The 25,375-nt window shown below is 71.2% G+C and carries 21 protein-coding genes and 1 riboswitch; of the genes, 10 read left to right on the top strand and 11 right to left on the bottom strand.

Annotated features, from left to right (window positions below; genetic code table 11):
* Nucleotide 1: 1 nt before the first annotated feature.
* The 3 genes from ACJMNC_RS09620 to ACJMNC_RS09610 form a co-directional block, all read right to left on the bottom strand.
* Entirely contained in the window at nucleotides 2-799 is a 798-nt protein-coding gene (locus ACJMNC_RS09620; protein WP_408947728.1) for a hypothetical protein, read from the bottom strand.
* Between the two features lie 82 nt (nucleotides 800-881).
* Nucleotides 882-2,414 carry a phospho-sugar mutase gene (locus ACJMNC_RS09615; RefSeq protein ID WP_408947727.1) on the bottom strand — a complete coding sequence of 511 codons (1,533 nt, stop codon included), beginning with the start codon at nucleotides 2,412-2,414 and terminating at the stop codon, nucleotides 882-884.
* Nucleotides 2,404-3,231 (bottom strand): purine-nucleoside phosphorylase, encoded by an 828-nt coding sequence (locus ACJMNC_RS09610; RefSeq protein ID WP_408947726.1) that lies wholly within the window; start codon nucleotides 3,229-3,231, stop codon nucleotides 2,404-2,406. Before ACJMNC_RS09610 ends, ACJMNC_RS09615 begins: the two co-directional genes overlap by 11 nt.
* A gap of 90 nt (nucleotides 3,232-3,321) precedes the next feature.
* On the opposite strand from ACJMNC_RS09610, the gene ACJMNC_RS09605 reads away from it, so the two are divergent.
* Nucleotides 3,322-4,017 carry an enoyl-CoA hydratase/isomerase family protein gene (locus tag ACJMNC_RS09605; protein WP_408947725.1) on the top strand — a complete coding sequence of 232 codons (696 nt, stop codon included), beginning with the start codon at nucleotides 3,322-3,324 and terminating at the stop codon, nucleotides 4,015-4,017.
* The gene (locus tag ACJMNC_RS09600) at nucleotides 4,017-5,219 is read left to right on the top strand and encodes an amidohydrolase (RefSeq protein WP_408947724.1); all 1,203 of its coding nucleotides are present in this window, start codon (nucleotides 4,017-4,019) and stop codon (nucleotides 5,217-5,219) included. The genes ACJMNC_RS09605 and ACJMNC_RS09600 overlap by 1 nt, the downstream gene beginning before the upstream one ends.
* A gap of 12 nt (nucleotides 5,220-5,231) precedes the next feature.
* On the opposite strand, the gene ACJMNC_RS09595 is transcribed toward ACJMNC_RS09600, so the two are convergent.
* Nucleotides 5,232-5,723: a gamma-glutamylcyclotransferase gene (locus tag ACJMNC_RS09595; RefSeq protein WP_408947723.1), complete on the bottom strand. Its 492-nt coding sequence runs from the start codon at nucleotides 5,721-5,723 to the stop codon at nucleotides 5,232-5,234.
* A 106-nt stretch (nucleotides 5,724-5,829) separates the two neighbouring features.
* Here ACJMNC_RS09595 and ACJMNC_RS09590 point away from each other — a divergent pair, with 106 nt between their 5' ends.
* The gene (locus tag ACJMNC_RS09590; protein WP_408947722.1) at nucleotides 5,830-7,230 is read left to right on the top strand and encodes an NAD(P)H-quinone dehydrogenase; all 1,401 of its coding nucleotides are present in this window, start codon (nucleotides 5,830-5,832) and stop codon (nucleotides 7,228-7,230) included.
* Between the two features lie 15 nt (nucleotides 7,231-7,245).
* On the opposite strand, the gene glpK is transcribed toward ACJMNC_RS09590, so the two are convergent.
* The gene (gene glpK, locus ACJMNC_RS09585; RefSeq protein WP_408947721.1) at nucleotides 7,246-8,772 is read right to left on the bottom strand and encodes a glycerol kinase GlpK; all 1,527 of its coding nucleotides are present in this window, start codon (nucleotides 8,770-8,772) and stop codon (nucleotides 7,246-7,248) included.
* Between the two features lie 50 nt (nucleotides 8,773-8,822).
* On the opposite strand from glpK, the gene glpD reads away from it, so the two are divergent.
* Both glpD and ACJMNC_RS09575 read left to right on the top strand, forming a co-directional pair.
* Entirely contained in the window at nucleotides 8,823-10,568 is a 1,746-nt protein-coding gene (glpD, locus tag ACJMNC_RS09580) for a glycerol-3-phosphate dehydrogenase (protein WP_408947720.1), read from the top strand.
* Nucleotides 10,569-10,734: 166 nt separating this feature from the next.
* Nucleotides 10,735-11,151: a pyridoxamine 5'-phosphate oxidase family protein gene (locus ACJMNC_RS09575; RefSeq protein WP_408947719.1), complete on the top strand. Its 417-nt coding sequence runs from the start codon at nucleotides 10,735-10,737 to the stop codon at nucleotides 11,149-11,151.
* A 112-nt stretch (nucleotides 11,152-11,263) separates the two neighbouring features.
* Here ACJMNC_RS09575 and ACJMNC_RS09570 read toward each other — a convergent pair whose 3' ends face one another.
* Together ACJMNC_RS09570 and ACJMNC_RS09565 are read right to left on the bottom strand one after the other, a co-directional pair.
* Complete coding sequence (locus tag ACJMNC_RS09570; protein WP_408947718.1) at nucleotides 11,264-12,067, bottom strand: DNA-formamidopyrimidine glycosylase family protein; 804 nt, start codon at nucleotides 12,065-12,067, stop codon at nucleotides 11,264-11,266.
* Nucleotides 12,068-12,076: 9 nt separating this feature from the next.
* Nucleotides 12,077-16,723: an ATP-dependent helicase gene (locus tag ACJMNC_RS09565; RefSeq protein ID WP_408947717.1), complete on the bottom strand. Its 4,647-nt coding sequence runs from the start codon at nucleotides 16,721-16,723 to the stop codon at nucleotides 12,077-12,079.
* A gap of 105 nt (nucleotides 16,724-16,828) precedes the next feature.
* Nucleotides 16,829-16,904, top strand: a riboswitch (cobalamin riboswitch).
* 77 nt (nucleotides 16,905-16,981) lie between these two features.
* Here ACJMNC_RS09565 and ACJMNC_RS09560 point away from each other — a divergent pair.
* From ACJMNC_RS09560 to ACJMNC_RS09550, 3 genes are read left to right on the top strand one after another with little or no spacing between them, the layout of a single operon-like run.
* Entirely contained in the window at nucleotides 16,982-17,215 is a 234-nt protein-coding gene (locus tag ACJMNC_RS09560) for a CbtB-domain containing protein (protein ID WP_408947716.1), read from the top strand.
* 51 nt (nucleotides 17,216-17,266) lie between these two features.
* Nucleotides 17,267-18,085: a CbtA family protein gene (locus ACJMNC_RS09555; RefSeq protein ID WP_408947715.1), complete on the top strand. Its 819-nt coding sequence runs from the start codon at nucleotides 17,267-17,269 to the stop codon at nucleotides 18,083-18,085.
* 7 nt (nucleotides 18,086-18,092) lie between these two features.
* Nucleotides 18,093-18,620 carry a histidine phosphatase family protein gene (locus ACJMNC_RS09550; protein ID WP_408947714.1) on the top strand — a complete coding sequence of 176 codons (528 nt, stop codon included), beginning with the start codon at nucleotides 18,093-18,095 and terminating at the stop codon, nucleotides 18,618-18,620.
* Here ACJMNC_RS09550 and ACJMNC_RS09545 read toward each other — a convergent pair.
* Nucleotides 18,595-19,881 carry a serine hydrolase gene (locus ACJMNC_RS09545; protein WP_408947713.1) on the bottom strand — a complete coding sequence of 429 codons (1,287 nt, stop codon included), beginning with the start codon at nucleotides 19,879-19,881 and terminating at the stop codon, nucleotides 18,595-18,597. The two genes, ACJMNC_RS09550 and ACJMNC_RS09545, sit on opposite strands and share 26 nt — an antisense overlap.
* Before the next feature lie 62 nt (nucleotides 19,882-19,943).
* Between ACJMNC_RS09545 and ACJMNC_RS09540 the strand changes: the two genes are divergently transcribed.
* Nucleotides 19,944-21,170 (top strand): acyl-CoA dehydrogenase family protein, encoded by a 1,227-nt coding sequence (locus ACJMNC_RS09540; protein ID WP_408947712.1) that lies wholly within the window; start codon nucleotides 19,944-19,946, stop codon nucleotides 21,168-21,170.
* Nucleotides 21,171-21,197: 27 nt separating this feature from the next.
* Here the strand turns inward: ACJMNC_RS09540 and ACJMNC_RS09535 are convergent, their stop codons facing one another.
* From ACJMNC_RS09535 to ACJMNC_RS09525, 3 genes are all read right to left on the bottom strand, one after another.
* Nucleotides 21,198-21,581, bottom strand: coding sequence for a VOC family protein (locus tag ACJMNC_RS09535; protein WP_408947711.1), 384 nt, complete (start codon nucleotides 21,579-21,581; stop codon nucleotides 21,198-21,200).
* A gap of 143 nt (nucleotides 21,582-21,724) precedes the next feature.
* The gene (locus ACJMNC_RS09530; RefSeq protein WP_408947710.1) at nucleotides 21,725-22,339 is read right to left on the bottom strand and encodes a hypothetical protein; all 615 of its coding nucleotides are present in this window, start codon (nucleotides 22,337-22,339) and stop codon (nucleotides 21,725-21,727) included.
* A gap of 163 nt (nucleotides 22,340-22,502) precedes the next feature.
* Nucleotides 22,503-24,020: a flavin-containing monooxygenase gene (locus tag ACJMNC_RS09525; RefSeq protein ID WP_408947709.1), complete on the bottom strand. Its 1,518-nt coding sequence runs from the start codon at nucleotides 24,018-24,020 to the stop codon at nucleotides 22,503-22,505.
* A 110-nt stretch (nucleotides 24,021-24,130) separates the two neighbouring features.
* Here ACJMNC_RS09525 and ACJMNC_RS09520 point away from each other — a divergent pair, with 110 nt between their 5' ends.
* Entirely contained in the window at nucleotides 24,131-25,363 is a 1,233-nt protein-coding gene (locus ACJMNC_RS09520; RefSeq protein ID WP_408947708.1) for a PucR family transcriptional regulator, read from the top strand.
* Nucleotides 25,364-25,375 lie beyond the last annotated feature (12 nt).

Raw genomic sequence — 25,375 nt, 5'->3', positions numbered from 1 at the left:
GTCAGCGCCACCACGACTGATGCCACGGCTCATCGCCGATGGTCGAGCCGTTCTCGGTGATCAGCAGCCGGTCCGGCGAGATGATGTAGCTCACCGCACCGCTGCTGGCGGTGATGCTCTGCCCGGACCGAGTGGGGAAGTCGATGTGCTTGCCGGCGCCGTCGGCGAGCGCCTTGTAGTAGTACCGCCCCTCCTGTGCGCCCACCTGGCAGATGAGGACCTGCGAACGGTGAGTGCGACCGATGAAGATCACCGGATCGGCGGAGTCGTCACAGGTGGGGCCGCCGTCGGTGAAGCCGTGCGCATCGGTGCTCGATACCCCGAGCGGCGCCGAACCACCGGCGGCCGTCGTCGCGGCGGTGGTCTGCGCGGTGGCGGTACGGGTCACCGTGGTCTGCTCGGCCGGTGCGGACTCGGTGTGCGTGGAGGTGACCGTGACGGCCGACGAGGCGTCGCCGGCAGTGGTGCCGCCACCGGATCCGCCGAGATTCTTGACCACCAGGAAGGTGACGGTGCCCACCGCGATCAGGCCCGCGATCAGGGCGATTGCCAGAATCCACTGGTGACCGCCGCCGCGCGGGCCGGGACCGGTGGGATAGCCCCCCGCTGCGGGATACCCGCCGGACGGCGGATAACCGCCGGGCGCCGGATATCCGCCGGCTGTGGGGTACTCCGTGCTGTGCGGCTGACCCGGGTACTGCCCGCCGTAGCCGGCCTGGTCGGGCATCTCCGGGAGCGATCCGGCGATCTGCGTCGGTTCATACGGTGCCGACTGGTCGTCGTCGTACGGCCTCGTCATCGATCCCCCTGGCGTGGTGCGCGGTCGCGCCGCTGATGATCGGGCGCTGACCAGGATGATAGCGGCAGGTGGCGACAGTCGATCATTCGTCCGACAGGGCCTTCAGGGCCCGCGCCAGCAGCCCGTTCAGGCCCTCCGGTGCGGTTCCCGGCGCCGCCGAGACCTGACCGCAGAACTTGATCTTCGGCTCGGTGCCGCTCGGCCGGACCACGATCCGCAGGGCGACGCCGTCGGCGGAGGATCCGGACAGCTCCACCGCATCGGTGCGCAGCCGCCCGACGCCGGCGGCGGTCCCGTCCGCGAAATCGCGCACCTGCACGAGGATCCCGCCCAGCTCGGCCGGAGGAGCCGAACGCAGCCGCGCCATGACCGCGTCGAGGTCGTGCTGCCCGGCCAGCCGCCGGCTGCGCTGCGCCGTCCGGTGCGGTCCGTAGACGGCGGCCAGCTCGTCGAGCCGGGCCGCCAGATCGGTGCCCGCCCGTTTGCGTTCGGCGGCGAGCAGCGACAGCGCCACGGCGGCACTGATCCCGTCCTTGTCGCGCACCGCCTCCGGATCCACACAGTGCCCGAGCGCCTCCTCATAGGCGTAGACCAGCGGCTCACCGGCCCGCACCAGGTGTTTGAATCCGGTCAGGGTGCGCCGGGCGTCGGCGCCGCGGGCCCGCGCCAGAGTGTCCAGCAGCGTTCCGGAGACGATCGACGAGGCCACCACCGGCGCGGGCGCACCGAACGGCTCGTACTCGTCGAGCACCGCGTCGCCGAGCAGCGCACCGGTCTCGTCGCCGGTGAGCATGCGCCAGCGGCCGCCGACCGGAACCCCCACCGCGCACCGGTCGGCGTCCGGATCGAGGGCGATCGCCAGATCGGCCTCGCAGTTGCGAGCCAGCTCCAGCAGCAGATCGGTGGCCCCCGGCTCCTCGGGATTGGGGAAGGCGACGGTCGGGAAGTCCGGATCGGGAGTGAACTGAGCGTCCACCACCCGGACGTCGGTGACACCGGCCTGCGTCAGTGCCGCCAGCGCCGTCGCCCCGCCCACCCCGTGCATCGGGGTCAGCGCGATCCGCAGCGGCGCCGCCGCCGGCCGCCCGAAGCGGACGCGCAGCCGGGCCAGATAATCCGGGAGCACCGCCTGCGCCCGCCGGTCGGATGTCACCGCCCGCCGGGCGACGCGTGCCGGATCGCCGGCCAGCCCGATCTGCTCCTCGATCTCGCTGTCGGCCGGCGAGATCAGCTGCGCGCCGCCGTCGAGATACACCTTGTAGCCGTTGTCGGCCGGCGGATTGTGCGAGGCCGTGATCATCACCCCGGCCACCGCGGCCAGCCGCCGCGTGGCGAACGCCACCAGCGGCGTGGGGCCCGGCTCGGGCAGCAGCACCACGTCGAAGCCGGCCGCGGCGAGCACCTCGGCGGCGGCCGTCGCGAACTCGGCCGAGCCGTGACGGGCATCCCGGCCCACCACGACGGTCCCGCCCGCCCGGCCGTGGGCGCCGAGCCAGGCCGCCAGGCCCGCCGTCGCCGTGACCACGTTGGGCACGTTCATCGCGTCCGGTCCGTCGCCGACCGGGCCGCGCAGCCCGGCCGTGCCGAAACGCAGCCGCATCGGCTCAGTGCTCATCGCGGGTCCGGTCGCCCAGAGCGCCGATCACCTCGGCGAGCAGTGCACCCATCCGAGCCGCCGAGGCGGCGCCCACCTGCAGCACCTCGGTGTGGTCGAGCGGCTCGCCGGTGATCCCGGCCGCCAGATTGGTCACCAGCGACAGCCCCAGCACGTCCAGACCGGCGGCCCGGGCCGCGATCGTCTCGTGCACCGTCGACATGCCCACCAGGTCGGCGCCCATCGTGGCGAGCATCCGGATCTCGGCGGGCGTCTCGTACTGCGGTCCGGGCAGGCCGGCGTAGACGCCTTCGGTGAGCGTCGGATCCACGCTCCGCGCCAGCCGGCGCAGCGCCGGGGAGTAGGCGTCGACCATGTTCACGAACTCCGCCCCGGTCAGCGGGGAGCGTCCGGTCAGGTTCAGCTGATCGCTGATCAGCACCGGCCGGCCCACCGACAGCCCGGAACCGATGCCGCCGGCGGCATTGGTCAGCACCACGGTGTGCGCGCCGGCCGCGGCCGCGGTGCGCACCGGATGCACCACCCGCGAGAGGTGGTGACCCTCGTAGGCGTGCACCCGGCCCAGCAGCACCAGCACCCGGGCGCCGCCCACCCGCACCGACAGCACCTTCCCGGAGTGGCCGCGCGCCGACGGCACGGAGAAGCCGGGCAGCGAGGTCATCGGGATCTCGGCGGTCGGCACGCCCAGCTCGGTGGCCGCCGGGGCCCAGCCCGAGCCCAGCACCACCGCCAGATCGTGACGCGGACAGTCGGTTTCGGCGGCGATGGCGGCTGCGGCGGCGACGGCGGCGGCCGACGGATCGTGCGTGGGGTCCATGGCCTGCAAGCCTAGAGCCTGCCGGCGCCGTGGTGGAGGAGTCGGGCGGTGCCGATCATCACGCGGATTCGCCGCGATAAAGTCACTGCCATGCCGTACGTGAATCTGACCGATGACGCCGCCGAAGTCTTCCTGGGCGCGGCGGGCGCCGAACTGGACGAGCACAACCCGGAGAACCGGTTCGGGCTCAGCTGGCTGCAGGAGGTGAACCAGGCGTTCGACGACGCCCTGGCCTCCGGCAAGCCGATCATCCTCACCGCCACCGGCAAGTACTTCACCAACGGTCTCGACACCGACTACATCGCCGCCGAGTTCGCGAAACTGCCCGGCTACCTGGACACGGTGCACGCCCTCTACACCCGCGTGCTCACCGCACCGGCCCCGGTGATCGCCGCGGTCAACGGCCACGCCTTCGGCGCCGGCGCCATGCTCACCCTGTGCGCCGACTACCGGATCATGCGCACCGAGCGCGGCTTCTGGTCGCTGCCCGAGGCCGCCCTGAACATGCCGTTCACCCGCGGTATGGCCTCGCTGATCCGCCACCGCATCCCCGACGCCGTCGCCACCGAGGCGATCCTCACCTCCCGGCGCTACAACGGTGACGCCGCCGCGGCCGCCGGTATCGTCGACGAGGCCGTCGCCGTCGATGACCTGCTGACGCGCGCCCACGCGGTGGCCGGCGAACGCGCCCACCTGGTGGGCGAGAACCTGTCGGTGATCAAGCGCGGCTTCCGGCTGCCGCTGCTCGAGGACCTGGCCGTGCAGACACCGCCGACGCTGCTCTGATGACTGCCGCGCACCCCGATCCGATCCGGTCCTGGCTGGACGCGAACCTCGACCAGGTGATCGCCTGGCGCCGCGAGATCCACGCCAACCCGGAACTGTCGCGCGCCGAGTTCGCCACCACCGCCAAGATCGTCGACGTGCTCACCGGCGCCGGCCTGACCCCGCAGGTGCTGCCGCGCGGGACCGGGGTGGTCTGCGACTTCGGCCCGGCCGACAGACCCCGGATCGGTCTGCGCGGCGACATCGACGCCCTGCCCGTCCCCGAACGCACCGGCCTGCCGTTCAGCTCCCGCGTCGACAACGTCTCGCACGCCTGCGGGCACGACGCGCACACCGCCATGCTGATGGGCGCCGGCTGCCTGCTGGCCGGACTCGACGACCTGCCCTTCTCGGTGCGGCTGATCTTCCAGGCCGCCGAAGAGGTGATGCCCGGCGGCGCACTCGACGCGATCGACGCCGGCGTCACCGACGGGCTCTCGCGCATCTTCGCCCTGCACTGCGACCCGCATCTGCCGGTGGGCACCGTGGGACTGCGCACCGGTGCGCTCACCTCGGCCGCGGACTGGATCGAGGTCCGGCTGCACGGTCCCGGCGGGCACACCTCCCGCCCGCATCTGACCACCGACCTGGTGTACGCGATGGGCGCGATGATCACCGGGCTGCCGGGGGTGCTGGCCCGGCGGGTGGATCCGCGTTCGGGCACCGTCATGGGCTGGGGGGCGGCGCACGCCGGCGATGCGCCCAACGCCATCCCGCAGGAGGGCACGCTGCGCGGCACCGTCCGCACCGGCGACCACACCGTGTGGGGCGACCTCGAGCCGCTGGTGCGCAGCATCGTCGGCGAACTCGCCGGGCCGATCGGCGTGGGCTACGACCTGACCTACGTGCGCGGGGTGCCGCCGGTGGTCAACGACGAACACAGCATCGGCATGCTGCGCCGGGCGGTCAACAACATCGATCCGGCCGCCGAAGTGGACACCCCGCAGTCGCCCGGCGGCGAGGACTTCGCCTGGTACCTCGACCATGTGCCCGGCGCGATGGCGCGGCTGGGCGTCTGGTCGGGCCTCGGTGAGCACTTCGACCTGCACCAGCCGAACTTCGATCTGGACGAGCGCGCCATCGGCGTCGGGGTGGCGACCCTGGCCGGCGTGGTCCTCGGCGGCGAACTGGACCTGGAGATCCCGGCCGTTCCCGCCAACTGAGGCCGCCGGGGCTCAGCCCTGGTTGTCGAGCGGCTCGTCCGGGCCGGGGCCCACGTTGCGGGCCTCGTGCAGGCGCAGCCGCTGCACGTACTCGGCCGGTGCGCCGGCCACCTCGGCAGCGTCGGCCATCACCCCCAGATAGCGGGCCGACGGCAGTCCGCCCTCATAGCCGTCGATCACATACAGCCAGGCCAGCACCGGTCCGTCGGCGGTCTCCACGCGCGCCCGGATCTTGCGGTGCACGCCGAGCTCGGTGCCCTCCCAGCGGTCCAGACTCGCCGAATCCTCGTCGGTCACGTCGTAGAGCACGACGAAGACCTTGCAGTCGGGATCGTCGCGGTCCTCGGTGACGGTGGCCAGCGAACCCTCCCAGCCGATGTCGTCGCCGGCGAAGGTCAGACGCCAGCCGTGCAGCCAGCCGGTTCCGGCCATCGGGGAGTGCGGGGCCCGCTCGAGCATCTGGGCGGGATCCATATTGGAGGCGTAGGCGGCATAGATCGGCACGGCCAAAGCCTATTCCGTCACTGCCGGGGAAGGGAACTGCACACGGCCATCGTCGACCCGATAAGTTGGAGGGGTCAACGGCTCCCCAGCCCCAGGAGTGTGCAGCGTGGCCAGAATCGTGATCATCGGTGGTGGACCGGCAGGCTATGAAGCCGCATTGGCCGGCGCCGCCTACGGTGCGGACATCACCGTCGTCGACTGTGACGGCGTCGGTGGTGCGTGCGTGCTCTGGGACTGTGTGCCCAGCAAGACCTTCATCGCCTCCACCGGGGTGCGCACCGAGGTGCGCAAGGCGGGGGATCTGGGCATCGACATCGACGCCTCCGACGCGCTGGTGACGCTGCCGCACGTGCATCAGCGGGTCAAGGCGCTCGCCTTCGCCCAGTCCGCCGACATCCGTGCCCGGATGCTCAGCGAGGGCGTCCGGATCATCAACGGCCGCGCCCGGCTCGCGCCCGGACAGCAGGCGGCCGTGCACTCGGTGATCGTGCGCACCGCCGACGGCTCGGAGCAGGCGCTCGACGCCGACATGGTGCTGATCGCCACCGGTGCGTCGCCCCGGGTGCTGCCGGATGCGCGTCCGGACGGGGAGCGGATCCTGAACTGGCGCCAGCTCTACGACCTGACCGAGCTGCCCGAGCACCTGATCGTCGTCGGCTCGGGTGTGACCGGTGCCGAGTTCGTCCACGCCTACACCGAGCTCGGGGTGCAGGTGACCCTGGTATCGAGCCGCGACCGGGTGCTTCCGCACGAGGACGAGGACGCCGCACTGGTCCTCGAGGAGGCCTTCGCCGAGCGCGGCGTCACGCTGATCAAACACGCCCGCGCCGACAAGGTGACCCGCGACGAGACCAGCGCCACCGTCTACCTGGCGGACGGGCGCGAGGTGACCGGCACCCATGTGCTGATGACCGTGGGTTCGGTGCCCAACACCAAGGATCTGGGGCTCGACGAGGCGGGTGTGGTCACCGATCGCGGCGGCTACATCACGGTCGACCGGGTCTCGCGCACCTCGGTGCCGGGCATCTACGCCGCCGGCGACTGCACCGGACTGTTGCCGCTGGCCTCGGTGGCCGCCATGCAGGGCCGCATCGCGATCTACCACTCGCTCGGCGAGGGCGTGAGCCCCATCCGGCTCAAGACGGTCTCCTCGGCCATCTTCACCCGGCCCGAGATCGCCACCGTCGGCGTCTCCCAGAAGGCCATCGACGCGGGGCAGTACCCGGCGCGCACCGTCATGCTGCCGCTGGCGACCAACCCGCGGGCCAAGATGAGCGGCGTGCGGCGCGGTTTCGTCAAGATCTTCTGCCGTCCCGCGACCGGTGTGGTGATCGGCGGCGTCATCGTCGCCCCGAACGCCTCCGAACTGATCCTGCCGATCGCGCTGGCGGTGGAGAACAAGCTGCAGGTCTCCGAACTGGCGAACACCTTCTCGGTGTATCCGTCACTGTCCGGGTCGATCACCGAGGCCGCCCGCCAGCTGGTCCGGCACGACGACCTGGACTGATCCGGAGCAGGGGGCTCAGGCCAGATCCAGCGAGTGCTCGACGGCGCGGTTCCAGCCGGCGTACAGCTCGGCCCGGCGTTCGTCGGTCATCGCCGGCTCCCAGCGCTTGGCCTCGGACCAGTTGCGGCGGATGTCGTCGGTGTCGTTCCAGAAGCCGACCGCCAGACCCGCCGCGTAGGCGGCGCCGAGGGCCGTGGTCTCGCCGACCACCGGGCGCACCACGGGCACCCCGAGGATGTCGGACTGGAACTGCATGAGCAGCTCGTTGACCACCATGCCGCCGTCCACCTTGAGGGTGGTCAGCGGGACCCCGGAGTCGGCTTCCATCGCCTCGATCACCTCGCGGGTCTGATAGGCGCTGGCCTCGAGCACGGCGCGCGCCAGGTGCCGCTTGTCGGCGAAGCGGGTCAGGCCGACGATCACCCCGCGCGCATCGGGCCGCCAGCGCGGCGCGAACAGGCCGGAGAAGGCCGGCACGAAATACACCCCGGCGTTGTCCTCGGCGTCGGCGGCCAGCGCCTCCACCTCGCCGGCGCTGCCGATCAGCCCCAGATTGTCGCGCAGCCACTGCACCAGTGACCCGGTGACTGCGATCGAGCCCTCCAGCGCGTACCGGGCGGGCTGACCGTCGAGGCGATAGCAGACGGTGGTGAGCAGTCCGTGATCGCTGAACACCGGCTCGGTCCCGGTGTTGAGCAGCAGGAAGTTGCCGGTGCCGTAGGTGTTCTTGGCTTCGCCCGGTTCGAGGCAGGCCTGCCCGAAGGTGGCGGCCTGCTGGTCGCCGAGGATGCCGGCCAGAAGCACGCCGGGCAGCGGGCCGGTCTCGCGCAGCGGCCCGAGAACCTCTGAGCTGCTGTGGATTTCGGGCAGCAGGGACATCGGCACGTCCAGGGCCGCACAGAGTTGCGGATCCCAGTCCAGGGTGCGCAGATCCATCAGCATGGTGCGCGAGGCGTTGGTCACGTCGGTCACGTGCAGGCCGCCGTCCACCCCGCCGGTCATGTTCCAGACGATCCAGCTGTCCATGGTGCCGAAGGCCAGTTCGCCGCGTTCGGCGCGCTCGCGGGCGCCGTCGACGTTGTCGAGCAGCCACCGGAGTTTGGGGCCGGCGAAGTACGTCGAGAGCGGCAGCCCGGTCTGTGCGCGAAAGCGGTCCACCCCGCCGTCGGCGGCCAGTTCCTCGCACAGGGCGGCGGTGCGCGTGTCCTGCCAGACGATCGCCGGGGCGATCGGCTGGCCGGTGCGCCGGTCCCAGACCAGGGTGGTCTCCCGCTGATTGGTGATGCCGCAGGCGGCGATGTCGCTGTGCGTCAGATCCACCGAGGCCAGCGCCGCGGCGGTGACCCGCCGGGTGTTGCGCCAGATCTCGGTGGCGTCGTGCTCCACCCATCCGGCGCGCGGGAAGATCTGCCGGTGTTCGAGCTGCTCGCTCGCGATGACCGTGCCGGCGCGGTCGAAGATCATCGTCCGCGTGGAGGTGGTGCCCTGATCGATGGCCGCGACGTAACGCGGGGCGGAGGATTCGGAAGCAGCTCGTGTCACGAGCACAGTGTGCCACGCGATCCCCGGCGCCCTCCGGTAGTCTGGCCAACGTGTCCAGCGACGTGAACCAGGAACGACCTGCGGATTTCAATGCCGAGCAGCGGGCGCAGGCGTGGCGCCGGCTCGGTGAGGAACAGTTCGACGTGGTGGTGATCGGCGGCGGCGTGGTGGGCGTGGGCTCAGCGCTCGACGCCGCCACCCGCGGGCTGCGGGTGGCGCTGGTCGAGGCCCGTGACATCGCCTCGGGCACCTCGAGCCGTTCGTCGAAGATGTTCCACGGCGGCCTGCGCTACCTCGAACAGCTCGAATTCGGGCTGGTGCGTGAGGCGCTCGCCGAACGGGAGCTGTCGCTGCGGCTGCTGGCCCCGCATCTGGTCAAGCCGCTGCCGTTCCTCTACCCGCTGACCAAACGTGTCTGGGAGCGCCCCTATGTGGCGGCCGGGCTGTTCCTGTACGACCGGATGGGCGGGGCCAAATCGGTTCCCGGCCAGCGGCATGTGACCCGGGCCGGTGCGCTGCGGGTGGCGCCGAGCCTGCGCCGTGATGCGCTGGTGGGTGGAATCCGGTACTACGACACCGTCGTCGACGATGCGCGGCATTCGCTGACGCTGGCGCGCACCGCCGCCCAGTACGGCGCCGTGATCCGCACGTCCACCCAGGCCGTCGGCTTCCTCACCGAGGCCGACCGGGTGATGGGTGTGAAGCTCCGCGACAGCGAGACCGGTGCCCTGACCCAGGTGCGGGCGCATTCGGTGATCAACGCCGCCGGCGTGTGGACCGACGAGGTGCAGCGGCTGACCGGCCAGCGCGGGCACTTCCGGGTGCGCGCGTCCAAGGGGGTGCACATCGTGGTCCCGCGTGACCGGATCGTCTCGGAGACCGCGATCATCCTGCGCACCCCCAACTCGGTGCTGTTCGTGATCCCGTGGGAGACGCACTGGATCATCGGGACCACCGACACCGACTGGAATCTGGATCTGGCGCATCCGGCGGCGACCCGCAAGGACATCGACTACATCCTCGACCGGGTGAACGCCGAACTGGTCACCGAACTCACGCACGACGACATCGAGGGCGTGTACGCGGGTCTGCGGCCGCTGCTCGCCGGTGAGGACGAGGCCACCTCGGCCCTGTCCCGCGAGCACGCGGTGGCCGCGGTCGCGCCCGGCCTGGTGTCCATCGCCGGCGGCAAGTACACCACCTACCGGGTGATGGCGGCCGACGCCGTCGACGCGGCGGCTCCGTTCATCCCGGACCGGGTGGCCGGTTCGGTGACCGAGCGAGTCCCGCTGGTCGGTGCCGACGGCTACTACGCCCTGATCAACCAGTGCGAGCACTTGGGGGAGCGCTTCGGCCTGCACCCGTACCGGGTCCGGCGGCTGCTCAACCGGTACGGCTCGCTGCTCGAGGAGGTGCTCGAACCGGCCGCCGAGGATCCCTCGCTGCTGCGGCCGCTGGCCGGGGCGCCGCAGTACCTGCGCGCCGAGGTCCTGTATGCGGCGGCCGCCGAAGGCGCGCTGCACGTGGAGGACGTGCTGGCGCGCCGTACCCGGATCGCCATCGAATACAGCGATCGCGGAGCGGAATCGGTGCGCGAGGTGGCCGAGTTGATCGCTCCGGTGCTCGGCTGGGACGGGCCCACCGTCGAGTGGGAAGTGGAGAACTACCGCGCGCGGGTGGCCGCCGAGATCGCCTCCCAGCGCGAGCCGGACGACGAGAGCGCCGATGCGCTGCGGGCGGCCGCACCCGAGGCCCGGCGGGAGATCCTCGAGCCGGTGCCGGCCCCCGAGGACTGACCGTGCCGACGGTGACCGCCGACCGGATGCGGCGTGACGAGAATCGCCCGGGCCCTAGGTCCTTGATCGCCGGGGCCTTGGTCCCCGCACCCCCTGCGCGGGCGCTTCGCCGGGCATAGGGTGAGGGAAAGCCGATCCCTCGGCCCTGCGTGAGAGGAAGTGTGCGATGGAAGCGGTCTCGATTCTCGACGAGGACCAGTGCTGGAATCTGCTCTCCGAGTCGGTCTTCGGCCGGCTGGCGATCAGTGTGGACGGCGAGCCGGAGATCTTCCCGGTCAACGCCTGCGCCAGCGACGGCAAGATCTACTTCCGCAGCGGTGAGGGCACCAAGCTCGCCGAGATCGCGGTGAACAACCGGGTGGTCTTCGAGACCGACGGGTTCACCAGCCGGATCGGCTGGAGCGTGGTGGCCAAGGGTCGGGCCCGCATCCTCACCGGCACCAAGGAGATCCTGGAGGCCGACAAGCTGCCGCTCAAGCCCTGGGTGCCCACCCTGAAGATGAACTACGTGGAGATCACCCCCGACGAGGTGACCGGCCGCCGCTTCAAGTTCGGCGACGAACCCGACCGCTACCCGGTGTAGTCAGGGCGCGGCTGGGTAGTCGCGGTCTCATTTCGAGTTCGCGGCCTCGGCTCAGGCCGCGAATTGGAAACGACGCAGCGAGATGGTGCAGCAGTGGCGGGTCGGGTGCCGGCTAGTCAGGGCGCGGCTGGCAGCGCGGGCAGAGATAGATCGACCGGCTCGTGTCGGCGGGGCGGGTGTCGTCGCCGAGATACTCGCGGACGACGGTGGTGCCGCAGCGCCGGCAGGGCCGGCGGTCCCGGCCGTACACCCACAGTTCTCTGCCGCGCGCGGCGGCACCGGTGGTCACCCGGACGGTGCGCAGCCGGTTGGCCGTGAGCAGCCGGTGCGCCAGGGCGACGGCCGTGTCGGTGTCGACCTCACCGGCTGACGCCGCCGGGTGCACGCGCAGCAGAAAGCACAGCTCGCTCCGGTAGACGTTGCCGATGCCGGCCAGATTCCGTTGGTCGAGCAGCGCGAGTCCGATCGGCCGGCCGGGATCGGCGCGCAGATTCCGCGCCGCGCGCTCCGCATCCCACCCCGCGCCCAGGAGATCCGGGCCCAGATGCGCGACGGCCGCGTCCGGATCGGTGAGCAGCTCCAGCACACCGAGGTCGAAGCCGACGGCCTGCACCGCGTCCGCCTCCAGGACGACGCGGGCGGTGTGACCGGCCCGGCGCCAGCGTTCGCCACGGCGGTAGACGTGCCAGACACCCTCCATCTTCAGGTGGGAGTGGATCGAGACGGCCGCGCCGCCGGGGCGGATCAGGTCGATGAACAGGTGCTTGCCCACCGAGCGGACGTCGCCCACGGCCGAGCCGGAGAGGTCCACGGTGGCCAGTGACGGAATCCGGAAGTCGGTGCGGGTCAGTGTCTTTCCGGCCAGGGCGGCGCGCAGCCGGTGCGCGGCGGCGTAGACGGTGTCACCCTCGGGCATGGCCGGTCGTCACCGCGTCCTCGGGTCGTAGTGCATTCGGATGCCGCGCGGAGTGACCGAGAAACCGTGCTCGCGCAGCAGATCGCCGAACGAGCTGTCGCGAACCGGCCGGCCGTCGATCGTGTCGACGTGGATCCGGGCCACCGCACCCGAACGGACCGACTCGGCGAGGCGGGCCGCGGCGGACTCGAGGTCCGCCCGCTCCTCGGTGAAGGTGAGCAGACGTTTACCGCCGCGTTCGACGAAGACCGTCGCCCGGCCGTCGACCAGGACCACCAGGGCGCCGGGTTTGCGGCCGGGGCGGTGGCCGCTCTCACCCTCGCCGGTGCCGGGCCACGACAGGGCGGCCCCGTAGGGATTGGCCGGGTCGGTGGCGGCCAGCAGGACGGCGGTGCCGCGCTGCTCGCGGGCCACCACGGCCGCCGCGCGCAGCTCGTCGACGCAGACCGCGGTCGCGAATTGGGCGCCGCCCAGGCCGTCGATGAAGTAGCCGCGGCGCACCTGCCCGCTGTCCTCGAAGACCTGCAGGGCCCGGTAGATCCGGGCGAAGCCGCCGGGCACCTGCTCCACGGTCACCGGGCCCTTGGTGACAACCCCGTACCGGTCGAGCAGAATCTCGCAGGCGGCCGCGGCCGCCTCGGTGGCGTCGAGCACTCCGCTCTCAAGCGCCGACCAGCGGCCGCCGAGCAGCGGCGGCGTGGGAGTGGACTCGATTCCGGCCAGGTAGCGGGCGGACAAACGCGCCGAGCGTAGCCGTGGCGCCCCGCCGCGGATCCGATGTGCGGGGGTGGCCTGCCGGCGGGACCGGCCCGGAGTGAGCAGGGCCCGCACCACGCTGAACGAGTCATTGGTGATCCGGGTGCCCCACACCAGATTCCAGACGGCCGTGGTGATCGCGGCCTCGTCCGGAACCGCATCGTGCTGATCGCGCAGAGCCTCGGTGAGCTGGGGCAGCCGGAGCGCGCCGCCGATCCCGGTGCCGCCGGCCAGGGCGCCCAGAACGGCGGTGTCGAGCTCGTCGAGCTCGGCATCCGGATCGGGCGGGCGGACGGTGACCGGCGCGGCCTCCGCCGGATGCAGGGCGATCCAGCCGTCGGCGGCGCCGATCCGGCCGTGCCCGGACCACACCACCTCTCCGGCCGACAGGAGCTCGTCGAGCAGGGCGGGAGTGTAGCCCTCGACCCGGCTCGGCAGTACCAGTGATTCGAGCGACGACGCCGGAATCGGCTGCCCGGCAAGCTGTTCGATCACCGAGAGCAGCCCGTGAACCCCGCTCAGGCGCCGGCCGGGCTGGACGTGCTGCCAGCCCAGCAGGAACCGGGCATAGGTGGGGTGGTCGACGGGCTGGACCTCGGCGCGCCCGGCCGCCAGCGAACCGCGGCGCAGCTGTCCGAGGACCTCGCTGTGGCACCACTGCGGCTCGGGTGTTCCCGGCCGCGGTACGAACTCGCCCTCGATCACGGTGCGCCGCTGGGCGAGCCGGCCCAGCGCGTCGGCGACCACCGCCGGAGCCATGCCGAGACCGGCCGACGCCTCGGCGGCGGTGAACGGTCCGTGCGTGCGGGCATAGCGGTGCACCAGATCACCCACCGGGTCGTCGACCGGGGTGAGCCGGGCGGCCGGCACGCCGGGCGGCACCGGCACTCCCAGACCGTCGCGCAGGCGTGCCAGATCGTCGACGGCGGCGAAGGCGCGGCGGCCGGCCGGCAGACCCACCCGGACCACCCGGCCGGAATCGGTCAGCGAGGCCAGCACGGCGTCGAGATCGGTGTCCCCGCAGTACCGTTCGGCGATCTCGTCCGCGTCGAGCGGACCGAGCCAGGTCAGCAGATCGGTCACGTCCTGACCGTCTCGGGCCTGCCGGTCCGGCGCCGTGCGCTGCAGCCGGGCCACGGTCTGGGCGATCACGTCCGGATCGAGCAGCTCGCGCAGATCCACCCGGCCGAGCAGCTGGGCGAGCAGTGCGGTGTCGAGGGAGAGGGCACTGGCCCGGCGCTCCGCGAGCGGCGCGTCGTCGTCGTACATGAAGGCGCCCGTGTAGCCGAGCAGCTGCGCGGCGGCGAACGGCGACGGGCTCTGCGTCTGCACATCGACCAGCCGGACCGTGCCGGCGGCGATCCGGGTGAGCAGCTCCCGCAGGGACGGCAGATCGTAGACGTCGTCGAGGCATTCGCGGACCGCCTCGAGCACGATCGGGAAGTCCGGGAACCGGGAGGCGACCGCGAGCAGCTCGGCAGCCCGCTGGCGCTGCTGCCACAGGGGTGCGCGCCGGCGCGGATCGCGCCGGGGGAGCAGCAGCGCCCGGGAAGCGCACTCCCGGAAGCGGGCGGCCAGCAGCGACGAGTCGGCCAGCGCCGCCGTCACGACGGCCTCCACCTCGTCGGCGCCGACGGCGAAGAGGTCGCTGCCCGGCGGGGTGTCGTCGGCGTCCGGCAGCCGCACGATGATGCCGTCGTCGGTGGCCGTGGTGGCCCCGTCCAGGCCGAGACGCTGCGCCAGCCCGGTGGCGACGGCGCTCGCCCACGGCGCGTGCACCCGCAGCCCGTACGGCGAATGCAGCACCAGCCGCCAGTCGCCCAACTCGTCACGGAAGCGTTCGACCACCAGGGTCCGGTCCGTCGGCAGCACCCCGGTGGCCTCGCGCTGCTCGGCGATCAGGGCGGCGAGATTCTCCCGGGCGTTGTCGGTGAGCCCGATCCGCTGTGCGTGCGCGGCCAGCTTCTCCGGATCGGCGGCCTGCCCGACGAACTTCCCGATCGCCGCCCCCAGCTCCGCCGGCCGGCCCACCGCGTCGCCGATCCAGAACGGCAACCGGCCCGGCAGGCCGAACGCCGGGGTCACCAGCACGCGGTCAGGAGTGATCTCGGCGATCCGCCAGCTGCTGGCGCCGAGCGCGAAGACATCACCGACCCGCGACTCGTAGACCATCTCCTCGTCGAGCTCGCCGACCCGGCGCGGGCCGCGTTCGTCCTCGGCGCCGAGCAGGAACACCCCGTACAGCCCCCGGTCGGGGATGGTGCCGCCGGAGGTGACGGCGATGCGCAGGGTGCCGCGGCGCGCGGAGAGGGTGCCGGTGGCGCGGTCGTAGTCCACCCGCGGCGCCAGACCGGCGAACTCGTCCGACGGGTACCGGCCGGAGATCAGATCCAGGACACCGTCGTACACCTCACGCGGCAGGGCGGCGTAGGGCGCCGCCCGGCGCACCGTGTCGAACCAGGCGTCCACGTCGACGTCGTCGACGGCGGTGGCCGCGATGGTCTGCTGGGCCAGGATGTCGAGCGGATTGGCCGGAAACGTGATCTCCTCGATGGCGCCGTCGAGTATGCGCGAGACGGTGACCGCGCAGTGGATCAGATCGGTGCGGTGCTTGGGGAAGACCACACCCTGGGAGATCTCGCCGACCCGGTGCCCGGCCCGGCCGACGCGTTGCAGCCCGGAGGCCACCGACGGCGGTGCCTCGACCTGGATCACCAGATCCACGGCGCCCATGTCGATGCCGAGTTCCAGCGAACTGGTGGCGACCACCGCGCGCAGCCGGCCCGATTTGAGGGCGTCCTCGATGTCGGCGCGCTGCTCCTTGCTCACCGAACCGTGGTGGGCGCGGGCCAGGATCTCCGGGGCACCGCCGGTGATGACCGCGCCGGTGATCTGCGCGGGCGCGCCCCCGGGAACCTGCCGGTTGGATGCGGCCGGATCCACCGGATCGCCCGCCCGGTCGGCGGCGATCTCGTTGAGCCGGGCGGTGAGCCGCTCGGCCAGCCGTCGCGAGTTGGCGAAGACGATGGTGGACCGGTTGGCCTCGATGAGGTCGACGATGGCGTTCTCCACGAACGGCCACAGCGAGCCGGCCGTGGGGGAGAAGGCGTCGTCGAGCTCGCCGGTGTAGCCGGGCGGCAACGGCAGATCGGTCATATCCGGGACCGGGACGTCCACCCGCAGATCGAAGGTCTTGCGCAGCGGCGGCCGGACGATCCGGCAGTCCGCCGAGCCGGTGAGGAAACGGGCCACCGTCTCGGGCGGCCGGACCGTCGCCGACAGCCCGATGCGCTGCACCGGAGCCTCGGTGAGCAGGTCGAGACGTTCGAGGGACAGCGTCAGATGGGTGCCGCGTTTGGTCGCGGCCATCGCATGGACCTCGTCGACGATCACGGTGTCGACACCGGTCAGCGTCTCCCGGGCCGACGAGGTGAGCATCAGGTACAGCGATTCGGGGGTGGTGATCAGGATGTCCGGCGGATCGGCGATCAGCGAGCGGCGGACCGCCGGCGGAGTGTCGCCGGAGCGGACTCCGACCGTCACCGGTGCGGTGGGCAGGCCGAGTTCGGCGGCGGCGTTGGCGATCCCGGCCAGCGGTGCCGACAGATTGCGCTGCACGTCCACGGCGAGGGCTTTGAGCGGCGAGACGTAGACGACGCGGGTGCGGGTGCGCCGGGGCGGGCGCCGGTCGGCCGGGGCGTGCAGCAGCCGGTCGATCGCCCACAGGAAGGCGGCCAGCGTCTTGCCCGAGCCGGTGGGGGCGATGACCAGGGTGTGCTCGCCGCCGGTGATCGCCTTCCAGGCACGCGACTGGGCCGGCGTCGGTGCACCGAACGAGTCCGTGAACCAGCGCCGGGTGGCCGGACCGAAACCGCCCGGGATCCCTGAATTCACTGCCACCCGTCCATTCAAGCTCACCGCCCCGACAGAGAACGGAAATCCCAGCGCACGAGGCTGCTGACGCGGCGGGTCGCGTGGGGTTAAGCTGAATCTCAGCCTGACGCGGGGAATCCGGTGAGAATCCGGAACGGTCGCGCCACTGTGACTCGCAGCCGTCCACGCTGCGGGCAGTCAGACAACCGGGTCGGGCCGCCGCGGATCAAGCCGACCGCGGCCGACGAATCGGACGCACGATCCGGAAAGCAGGTACCCCGGCCCATGACCGCTACCACCCACCATCAGAGCAGCGCCCAGCAGGCGCGCGCGCTCGCGGTCCCGCACCTCGACACCGTTCAGGCGGCGCTGTGGCTCACCGCCACCGTGCTGGTCGCCGCGCTGGCCTACTACTTCCTCGGCTACGACCAGGGGGCGGTGTCGGTGTTCGGCAGCGACACCCACGTTCACGAGTTCATCCACGATTCCCGGCACTTCCTGGGCTTCCCCTGCCACTGACGGCAGCTGTCACCCACTCCCACCACCGGAATCGTTAAGGACAACTCCACAATGGAACGCAAGTTCATCGGCGCAGGCCTGCTCTCGGGTCTGATCGCCGGCATCGTCGCATTCATCTACGCCCGCATCTACATCGAGCCGCAGGTGGCCAAGGCCATCGACTACGAGGACGTGCGCAGCCACGCCGAGGAGAAGCTGGCCGGCGAGACCGGCGGCCACGAGCACGGCGAGGTCTTCACCCGCTCCGTGCAGGAGAACATCGGCGCCGGCATCGGCACCGTCGTCTTCGCCCTGTGCATCGGCGCCTTCTTCGCCGTCGCCTTCACCGTGCTGTGGGCCTACGTGGGCCGGCGCTGGGCCTCGGCCGATCCCCGGCTGGTGGCCACCGCACTCGGCCTGATCGGCTTCGTCGCCGTGATCGGCGTGCCCTTCTTCGTCTACCCGCCCAACCCGCCGGCCGTCGGTGAAGAGGACACCATCGGCTCGCGGTCGTCGTCGTTCCTGACGATCACCCTCGTCTCGGTGGTGCTGGCCGTGATCGCCGTCGTCATCGCCATGTACCTGTGGGACCGTCTGGGCGGCATCGTCTCCGGCATCGCCGGCACGGTGGTCTTCCTGATCGGCGTGACCATCACCGCAGCGCTGCTGCCCGAATTCAAGGAGATCCCCGGACCGGTCGAGGCGGCGGACGGGACGATCGTCGCCCCCGGCTTCCCCGGCCAGGTGGTCGCCGACTTCCGGGTGTACGCCATCGCGAATCAGGCCCTGCTGTGGATCGTGCTGGTGACGGTGTTCTGCCTGTGCCTGACGCTCATCGCCAAGCGCAGTGCGGCCAAGAACCCGCCGGCCGCCGACCTGGTGGACGCCTGATCGCTGCGTGCCCCTGCTGATCGTCGCCGGCCGCACCGCCCCCAATCGGGCGGTGCGGTTCGGCGGTGAACACGATGGGCTCGACGAGCGCGGCCGCGCCGATGTGACGGCGCTGGCCGACGTCGTCACCGGTGCGCTGATCGCCGGACCGGAGACCTCGGTGCGGGAGAGCGCGGCACTGCTCGGCTGGTCCGGTGAACCGGTTCAGACTCTGGCCTCGCTGGACGTGGGCCGCTGGCGCGGACGGCGGCCCGAAGACCTGACGCCAGCGCAGTTGCAGCCCTTCTTCACCGATCCGCACGCCGTGCCGCACGGCGGAGAGTCGGTGCACGCCTTCGTCGAGCGCATCCGGGCCGCCGCCGGTGACCTGACCGCCGAGACCGTTCTGGTGGTCGCCTCGCCGGTGGCGCAGGCGCTGCTGTGCTCGTCGGCGTCGTCGTACTTCTCCACCCCGGTCCGCCCGGCCGGTGTGTACCGGCTCGAACCGGGCGGCTCCGCGCACGCCCGGGTCAGCCCCGTGCGAAGGCGTCGTTGACGGTGTCCAGCAGCCGGTCGTAGCGGCCGGCTTCCGGGTGCGGCCCGGGTTTGCCGGTGCTGACGATCCCGACGGCCAGCTCCCGCGACGGATCGGCCCACACCGCGATCTGGGTGAGGCCGGTGTGACCGAAGGCATCCGGCGCGCCGCGGCCGAACGGTCCGTGGCGCTGCGAACCGAGCATGTACCCGGTGCCCCAGCGGATCGGTGCCCCGCCGGTCGCGATGTCCGGGCGCAGCCGGCGGCGCTGGCGGGTCGCGGCGGCGATCGTCGACGGCGCCAGCGCGCGCACCCCGTCGAGCTCCCCGCCGCGCTGCAACAGGTCCGCGAAGCGTGCGAGCTCCGCAGCGGTCGAGACGGCATTGGACGAGGGCACCACGCCGGTGAGGAAGCCCGGTGTGTTGGCCGTCGACACCACCGCCGACATCCCGCCGCCGACCACCTTGGCGAAGGCCGCATCCATGGCGCCCGACGGTGGCGGTCCGGTCACGTAGCTGGGCGCAACCAGCGATACATCCTGTTCGGCGACACCGAAGTTGGTCCACCGGAACCCGAGCGGGTCGAGGATCTGCTCGGCCAGGATGTCCCGGATGCTGCGCCCGGTGGCCGCGGCGACGATCTCGCGCATGAGCGGCCCCCAGGTCAGCGCGTGATACATGTGCAGGGTGCCGGGCGGATAGACCGGCCACAGTCCGGCCAGCATCTCGCGGGTGTACGTGCTGTCCTCGCTGCGTCGCAGGTCCGGCCGCGGGCCGGTGATCACCGGCACTCCGGCGCGGTGGGTGAGCACGTGGTCGACGGTGGTGCGCCCCTTGCCGTGGCGGCCGTACCCGGGCAGCAGATCGGCTACCGGCTGCGCCGGATCGAGTCGGCCGCGCTCGATCAGCAGATGGGCGACGGTCACCGCGAGGGCTTTGGCTGCGGAGAAGACGCACACCGGGGTGGAGGTGAGCAGCGGTGCCGGCGCGATGCCGGGATCGTCGTCGGGCCCGTTGCCGCGCGCGTGGCCGATGGTCCGGTCGAGCACCGGCACCCCGCGGCGGCGGATGCAGATCCCGATACCCGGCTGGGTCCCGGCCTGATACCAGTGCTCGGCGGCGGCCCAGACCCGGTGTGCGGCCTGCGCGTCGGCGGCCGACGGGTCCTCGTCGCCCACGTCGGTGACGGCGTCGAGGTAGTCGCGTCGCAGGCTGTCGGGCAGGTGGATGCGTCCGGGCGGCAGCGGGCCGGTGCGATCCGGACGTGGTGGTGTTGCAGTCACGGTCTTCACGCTACTGTCAGAACAGAATCTAGAACGTGTTCCAACTATGGAGGAGATCCGGGATGTTCGAGTGGTCCGAAGAAGACCTGATGGTGCGCGACGCGGTGCGCGCGTTCATCGACAAGGAGGTGCGCCCCCACATCGACGAACTCGAAACCGGTCAGCTGCCGCCGTACGACATCACCCGCAAGATGCTCAAGACCTTCGGCATGGACACCCTCAACGCCGAGAAACTGGCCCGCGACCTCGAGGCCGAGGAGGCCGGTGAGAAGCCGGCGTCGACCGGCGGTTCCACGGCGATGGCCGACTCGATGTTCCTGATCCTGAACATGGAGATGGCCGGGGTGAGCCTGGGTCTGATCAGTTCGATGGGCGTCTCGATGGGCCTGGCCGCCTCGACCATCCGCAGCCGCGGCACCCTGGCGCAGAAGAAGCGCTGGCTGCCGGGTCTGGCCACCATGGAGACCGTCGGCGCCTGGGCGATCACCGAGCCGGACAGCGGCTCCGACGCGCTCGGCGGCATGAAGACCACCGTCCGCCGCGACGGCGACGACTATATCCTGACCGGCAACAAGACCTTCATCACCAACGGCCCGTACGCCGACACCATCGTCGTCTTCGCCAAGCTCGACGAGGGCGACGGCACCCCCATCCGCGACCGCAAGGTGCTGACCTTCGTCCTCGACAAGGGCATGGAGGGCCTCACCCAGGGACCGCCGTTCAAGAAGATGGGCATGATGAGCTCGCCGACCGGCGAACTGTTCTTCGACAACGTCCGGCTCTCCAAGGACCGGCTGCTCGGCGAGACCGAGGACACCGGTGAGGACAAGCGCGGCGGGGCCGGCGCCAAGGCCGGCTTCACCGCCGAGCGCATCGGTATCGCCGCACTCTCGCTGGGCATCATCAACGAGTGTCAGCGGCTGTCGATCGCCTACGCCAAGGAGCGCACGCTGTGGGGCACCGAGATCGCCAAGTTCCAGCTCATCCAGCTCAAGCTCGCCGAGATGGAGGTGGCCCGGCTCAACGTGCAGAACATGCTGTTCACCGCGATGGAGGCCAGCAAGGCCGGTAAGCCGCCGACCCTGGCGCAGGCCTCGGCGATGAAGCTGTACTCCTCGCGCGCGGCCACCGAGGTGGCGATGGAGGCGGTGCAGCTCTTCGGCGGCAACGGGTACATGGCCGAGTACCGGGTGGAGCAGCTGGCCCGCGACGCCAAGTCGCTGATGATCTACGCCGGATCCAACGAGATCCAGGTGACCCACGTGGCCAAGGGCCTGCTCGCCGACTGAGCGCTCTCGGCCGTTCCGCAGGCCTGGTCAGCGTCCGAGCGGGGTGTAGAAGACCAGCCCGTTGCCGGTGTTGTCGTAGACCACCACACGGCGCTCGTGGGCGTCGTCGTACGGACCCTTCACTATGGCCCCGCCGCCGGCTTCGACGGCCTTCGCGGCGGCGTCGACGTCGTCGGTCTTGATGCCGACGACCACCTTGCCCGGAATCGGATGATCGATCTCGGTGGCCAGCGCGAGGGTCACCGGGCCGCCGTCGAGTGCGGCGAAGTGTGCGCCGTCGCGGAACTTCAGATCCATGCCGAGCGTCTCGGTGTAGAAGGCGATCGAGCTGTCCAGGTCGTCGGTGGAGAGCATGATCATCTTGGCTTCGTAACTCACGGGTGCTACCTCCTCGGTGGAAACGGCGTTCATCGACCGTGCCTTCCACGCTAGGACGCCGACCGCACCCGCGGCAGGGCATTCCGGCCCCCGATCGAGGCCTCCCGAGACACGTCTCGGCTCCCGAGACCGGCTGATCAGTCTCGGGAACCGAAAACGGTCTCGGGAACCGAGGCCTACCGACGGACGGCGTCGAGGGCGCGCCGGATGCGGGGGATGGCGCGGCGGTGCTCGAGGTCGGCCCAGATCCAGCGGATCACGACGAGGCCGAGGTCGCGCAGCCGATCCTCCCGGAGCTTCTCGCGGATCACCACGTCGCGTTCGGTCTCGCCGGGCCGCAGATCCCGCGCGTACTTGAGCAGGCCGTCGAATTCGCCGACCAGACGCCGATCCCACTCGAAGTCGGTGAACACCTCGCCGTTCTCGGTGACGAAGCGGGTCTGCAGATTCGGCAGCGGCAGGCGGGCCTCGATCATCTGTGCGCGGCTCCACGACTCGCCGACGCTGGCGGCGCGACCGTCGGCCCGGGCGAGCGCGGCGCGCGCCGTCGCGATGCCGCGACGACGCCGGAACTCGAGCAGCCGTCCGAGCTCGGCCCTGTCCACGCCGTCGCGCAGGGCAGAGTCGAAGACCGTCAGGGCCTGGGCGAAGCCGTGCGCCGCGACTGCGAGGTCGACGGCGGTCCGGGCCGGGCCGGTCAGGGTCACACCGTCCACCACGACGACGTCGTCGTCGAACGGGGCCGCGTGAATGTGCCGTGACCGGTGGACGGTGCCGCCGTCGTCGCGCACCGCCTCCGCCGGGGCATAGACGCCCGGGGCGACGGGGAGCAGTTCGGCCCGCGTTCGTCCACAGACCGTCGTGGTGCTTCCCGAGACACGTCTCGGTTCCCGAGACCGTTGGATCAGCCTCGGGAACCGAAAGCGGTCTCGGGAACCGGGCAGGCAGGGGCGGTCAGCGGGCGGCGGCGACCGGCGCGGCGGTGTACTGCAGGTACCGGTCGTCGACGCTGCCGTGCCTCAGCTGCCGGATGTCGGCCGCCACGCTCATGCTCATCTGCCAGGGCTTGACGGTGCCCTGCTTGGGCAGCGAGTCGATCGAGCGCTGGACGTACCCGGCGCCGAAGTCCAGCAGCGGGCGCGTCTCCATCCCGGCATCGGGCACCGGCTGGACGGAGCTGTAGCCGTGGGCGTCCATATGGGTGAGCAGCCGCATGAAGTACTCGCACAGCATGTCCACCTTGAGCGTCCAGGAGGAGTTGGTGTAACCGATCGCCAGCGCGAAGTTCGGCAGGCCGGAGAGCATGATGCCGCGGTAGGCGACGGCCTCCGACAGCTGGACCGGCTCACCGTCGCGCAGCACCTCCATGCCGCCGAAGAGCTGCAGGTTCAGGCCGGTCGCCGTGACGATGATGTCGGCCTCGAGTTCGGTGCCGCTCTCGAGCAGGATGCCCTTCTCGGTGAACGAGGCGATCCGGTCGGTGACGATCGAGGCCTTGCCCTGCCGGACGGTCTTGAACAGATCCCCGTCGGGCACCACGCACAGCCGCTGGTCCCACGGCTTGTACGGCGGATTGAAGTGGGTGTCGACGTCGAATCCGCCGGGCAGCATCGACTTGTTGATGCGCCGGATGACCGCCCGCGACGGTGCGGGGAAGCGCTGGCAGAGTTCGTACACCACCCGCTGCTGGATGATGTTCTTCTGCCGGCTCAGCTTGTAGCCGCGCCGCGGACCGAGGAACTTCTTGAGCGCATTCGCGATGGCGTCCTCGCGCGGCAGCGGGATCACGTAGGTGGGCGTGCGCTGCAGCATGGTCACATGTCCGGCTTCGGCGGCCATCGAGGGCACCAGGGTCACCGCGGTGGCGCCCGAACCGATCACCACCACCTTCTTGCCGGCGTAGTCGAGGTCCTCGGGCCAGTGCTGCGGGTGGATGATCTGCCCGGTGAAGGTGTCCTGCCCGGGGAACTCGGGGCTGTAACCCTGGTCGTAGTTGTAGTAGCCGGTGCCGGCGTAGATCCAGCGGGCGAAGACCTGCTCGGTCTCGCCGGAATCGTTGTCCCGCACAGTGATCCGCCAGTACTGATCGTCCGAGGACCAGTCGACGGCGACGGCGCGCCGGTTGTAGCGGATCTTGTCGGCGAGCCGGTCGTCGTCGATCGCCTCGTGCAGGTAGTCGAGGATACGCGGGGCGTCGGCGATGGCCTGCGGGTCGGTCCACGGCTTGAAGGCGAAGCCGAAGGTGTGCAGGTCGGAGTCGGAGCGGATGCCCGGGTAGCGGAAGAGGTTCCAGGTGCCACCGGCCACCGGCCGCGACTCCAGGATGGCGAAGGACTTCTCCGGATGTTCGACGGTCAGGTAGTGCGCGGCGCCGATTCCGGAGATGCCGGCCCCGATGATCAGGACGTCGAGCACCGGCCGGCCGTCGTCGGGCGCCGGGGCGGGATCGGCGTTGAGGGTGGTCTCGGTCATGGCTGCGGTCTCCGTTCGGAAGGTGTTGGGTCCATCCTGCTCGTTGACATCGAACGATGGCAAGATCAATATCAACCTCAGACAATGCCGTGGTGGTGCATTATGAACACATGGAGGTTTCTCGATCGACATCCGAGCTACCCGCACCGTCGCCCCGGATCGCTGCGCTGCTCCGGGCCGGGGTGGAACAGGTGATCGACGCGCCGCCGGAGTGGATCGACGCACTGAACCGGGCCACGCTGCGCGGCGCCGGACTCGAGGAGGTCTCGCTGGGGGAGGATCTCGTGGCCATCGCGGTCCGCAACAACCTGAGCAATCTGCTGCTCTGGGCGGAGTCGAATCTGGAGAATCCGGGTGCCCGGGTCCCGGCGCGACTCACCGAGGATGCCGAGGTGCTGGTCCACGAGCTGGTGCGCCGGGGGCTCGACACCGGTGCGGTGGACTCCTTCCGCACCGCGCAGGACACCGCGTGGCGCCACTGGATGGAGATCTGTTTCACGCTCACCGACGATCCCGCGGAACTGCGCGAACTGCTGCAGGTCAGCTCGCTGTCGATCACCACCTTCATCGACGACTCGGTCCGGTTGATGAACGCCCGGGTGACCGCGGCCCGGCACCGGCTGTCCGCCGGCACGCATGCGCAACGGCGCGCGGCGGCGGCCCTGGTCCTCGAGGGGGCGCCGATCGCCGACGATCGCGCCTCGGAGCAGCTCGGCTACCGGCTGTCCGGACCGCACTGCGCCGCGGTGATCTCCTGCGCGCCGAATGTGCCGGCCGAGCAGATGGAGACCGTCGGCGAGGCGATCATGACCGCGAGCGGTCTGCCGCGCCGGCTGACCGTGCTCTCCGGTGCCGACGAGAACTGGGTGTGGTTTCCCGGCCGCGTCCACTCGGTGCCGGAGGTCCTGCGCAGCCATCCCGGAGTGACCGTCGCCCTGGGGTCTGCGGACGAGGATCGGGAGGGCTTCCGGCGCAGCCACTTCCAGGCGCTGACCACCCACCGGCTGCTCACCGGCGGGGGCTCGCGGCGGCACGCGCGCTATGAGGACGTCCGGCTGCTCGATGCGATGAGCGACGATGCCGGCCGGCTCGACGACTTCCTCTCCGAGACGCTCGGCGACCTGCGCTCGGCGCCGCCGGAACTGGCCGAGTCCCTGCGCGTCTGGTTCGCCGCCCACTGCAATGCCAGCGTCGCCGCTCAGCGGCTCTACACCCACCGCAACACGGTGGTGCGCCGGCTGGAGAAGGCCCGCGAACTGCTGCCGATCGATCTCGACGAGCAGCCGATCGCCGTGGCCGCGGCCCTGGAGGTGCACCATTGGCGGGGCGGCGCAGCCGGCTGATCCGGCGCCGCT

This window comes from Gordonia sp. VNK21, assembly GCF_046098115.1.
GTDB lineage: Bacteria > Actinomycetota > Actinomycetes > Mycobacteriales > Mycobacteriaceae > Gordonia.
This window is presented reverse-complemented; position numbering and strand designations above follow the sequence as displayed.

Excerpts from the sequence above, each read along its gene's own strand:
- ACJMNC_RS09560 (WP_408947716.1), top strand. The coding sequence starts at position 16,982 with ATGACCGCTACCACCCACCATCAGAGCAGCGCCCAGCAGGCGCGCGCG.
- ACJMNC_RS09615 (WP_408947727.1), bottom strand. The coding sequence starts at position 2,414 with ATGAGCACTGAGCCGATGCGGCTGCGTTTCGGCACGGCCGGGCTGCGC.
- ACJMNC_RS09570 (WP_408947718.1), bottom strand. The coding sequence starts at position 12,067 with ATGCCCGAGGGTGACACCGTCTACGCCGCCGCGCACCGGCTGCGCGCC.
- ACJMNC_RS09600 (WP_408947724.1), top strand. The coding sequence starts at position 4,017 with ATGACTGCCGCGCACCCCGATCCGATCCGGTCCTGGCTGGACGCGAAC.
- ACJMNC_RS09535 (WP_408947711.1), bottom strand. The coding sequence starts at position 21,581 with ATGAACGCCGTTTCCACCGAGGAGGTAGCACCCGTGAGTTACGAAGCC.
- ACJMNC_RS09620 (WP_408947728.1), bottom strand. The coding sequence starts at position 799 with ATGACGAGGCCGTACGACGACGACCAGTCGGCACCGTATGAACCGACG.
- ACJMNC_RS09575 (WP_408947719.1), top strand. The coding sequence starts at position 10,735 with ATGGAAGCGGTCTCGATTCTCGACGAGGACCAGTGCTGGAATCTGCTC.
- ACJMNC_RS09555 (WP_408947715.1), top strand. The coding sequence starts at position 17,267 with ATGGAACGCAAGTTCATCGGCGCAGGCCTGCTCTCGGGTCTGATCGCC.
- ACJMNC_RS09525 (WP_408947709.1), bottom strand. The coding sequence starts at position 24,020 with ATGACCGAGACCACCCTCAACGCCGATCCCGCCCCGGCGCCCGACGAC.
- ACJMNC_RS09605 (WP_408947725.1), top strand. The coding sequence starts at position 3,322 with ATGCCGTACGTGAATCTGACCGATGACGCCGCCGAAGTCTTCCTGGGC.
- ACJMNC_RS09610 (WP_408947726.1), bottom strand. The coding sequence starts at position 3,231 with ATGGACCCCACGCACGATCCGTCGGCCGCCGCCGTCGCCGCCGCAGCC.
- ACJMNC_RS09520 (WP_408947708.1), top strand. The coding sequence starts at position 24,131 with ATGGAGGTTTCTCGATCGACATCCGAGCTACCCGCACCGTCGCCCCGG.
- ACJMNC_RS09540 (WP_408947712.1), top strand. The coding sequence starts at position 19,944 with ATGTTCGAGTGGTCCGAAGAAGACCTGATGGTGCGCGACGCGGTGCGC.